The organism is Microcystis sp. M49636_WE2, from assembly GCF_030065375.1.
GTDB lineage: Bacteria > Cyanobacteriota > Cyanobacteriia > Cyanobacteriales > Microcystaceae > Microcystis > Microcystis aeruginosa_C.
In genome coordinates this window covers 1-1,949 of record NZ_JASJFG010000787.1, presented here as the reverse complement: position 1 = coordinate 1,949, position 1,949 = coordinate 1, and the positions used below count along the sequence as shown (strand labels likewise).

1 protein-coding gene is annotated in these 1,949 nt (G+C 49.9%); it reads left to right on the top strand.

Annotated features, from left to right (window positions below; all coding sequences use genetic code 11):
- The coding region (locus PX484_RS18030; protein ID WP_288105000.1) for a PP2C family protein-serine/threonine phosphatase at nt 1-1,747 on the top strand (1,747 nt) is incomplete at its 5' end.
- Nucleotides 1,748-1,949 lie beyond the last annotated feature (202 nt).

The following is a 1,949-nucleotide window of genomic DNA, read 5'->3' as shown; positions in this document are numbered from 1 at the left end:
TCAAGCACCCCAAGCGCCGGACGAACCTCCTAGCTGGATTTCCCTCTACCTAAAATTGTTACCCTTCCATCTCCACATTCCCCAAGTCTATGGCTATATTCCCAGTCCCGATGAACGCTTAAATATGGACATCTGGCTGTTAGAATACGGCACTATTCCCCTCGATGAAACGGGAGAATTAATTTATCCAGAACTATTGCCCACTCTGGCCGAGGTTTGGTCGCAAGCTTCCGATTTAAGGCAAATTCACTGGTTATGGCAAATGGCCAAACTCTGGTATCCCCTCCAGAAAAAAGCTATGGTCTCTAGTCTGCTTAACCCTTTTCTGACGAGAGTGAATAATCAGCTGCTGCAATTACTAGAATTAAGCAAAGACGAGGTCACCGCTCCCAATTTACGAGATTTAGGGGCTTTCTGGGCCGGTCTGATCCCGACGGCAGCCGCTAATATTCAAGATTTTCTCGCATCCCTGACCCAAGAGCTAGAATCCGGTGATCTCGATCGCCCGGAATCCCTGATCGCTATTCTCGATTATGCACTACAGCACTACGGTAGAGGTCAAGAACGCACCTATGAGATTTTTACCTGCACCGATACCGGTCCGGTGCGGGAACACAACGAGGATGCCTGTTATCCCCCAGCTAATCAGGCCATAACCCTGTCTAATGGTCAAAATCCCCTGGCGATTGTCTGTGATGGCATCGGTGGTCAGGAAGGGGGCGAAATCGCTGCTCAATTGGCGATCGAAACCCTGCCTAGGGAAATTAATCAGAGTCCCACCACTGATATTCAAGTCTATCCCGATAGTCACAGTCTTGTCCTCGAACAGGCGATTCGTGTCACCAATGATCTGATCAGTCAACGCAATGATCAGGAGTCAAGACAAGATCGCCGGCGCATGGGTACGACTCTAGTTATGGCCTTTGGCCAGGCCGAGGAAATGTACGCGGCCCATGTGGGGGATTCCCGTATCTATTGGATTACTGCCCAGGGTTGTCATCAAGTGACGGTGGATGATGATCTCGCTGACCGGGAAGTGAAATTAGGCTATCTCCTCTATCGTGATGCCATACAGTATCCCAACGCCGGGGCCTTGGTGCAAGCTTTGGGCATGAGTAGCGCCACTAATCTCTATCCCACCGTTCAGAGGTTGATTATTGATCAAGACTGTGTTTTTCTCCTCTGTTCCGATGGTTTAAGTGATTACGATCGGGTAGAACAATACTGGGACAGTGAAATTCTGCCTCTTTTACAAGGGGAGAAAACTGTAACCGCAGTGGGGGAAAGTTTATTACAACTAGCTAACCAGAAAAACGGTCACGATAACTCCACCATCGCCCTAGTTTATTGTCGGGTAGTTCCTACGGCTGAAACTGTCAGGCCTTTAATTTATGCTGAGGCCAAAGAACGAATTATTCCCGATCTTAATGACCAAGATTTTGATCACAGAGGAGACACCTACTCCGGAGAAGAAGCGGTGACAGCAATACCCACTCCCCCCCCCGCATCTTCTTCTGTTTCTAGTCCTACCTCTCCCCCCGCACCCACTACCGTTTCAACCCTAGTCGTGGTAGCGATCGCAGTCGGTGTTCTCGGTTTGCTGGCTGCGATCGCTTGGCAATTCCTGAGTCGTTATCCCGTTTCCAATCCATCGATTTCTCCCGCACCTGTCACCAGTCCCACGACCGGGACGACACCCCCCGCACCTGTTACCAGTCCCACTCCCCCCAATGCTTCTCCTAACTAGGGTTTGATGAAAAAGTTGTTCGTGGGGACAGGGTGTGGGGTTTTACCTGAAGATTAATCGACTTGTCGGGGGTTGCCAGAGCGAGTTAAGATAAAATGCCCGATTAACTGCCGAGTCTATCATATATGGTTGATGCTGCGACGTTCTCCTCCGACACCTCCGCGATCATTGATGCCTTTGAAACGCCTCTAGAGTTTAACTT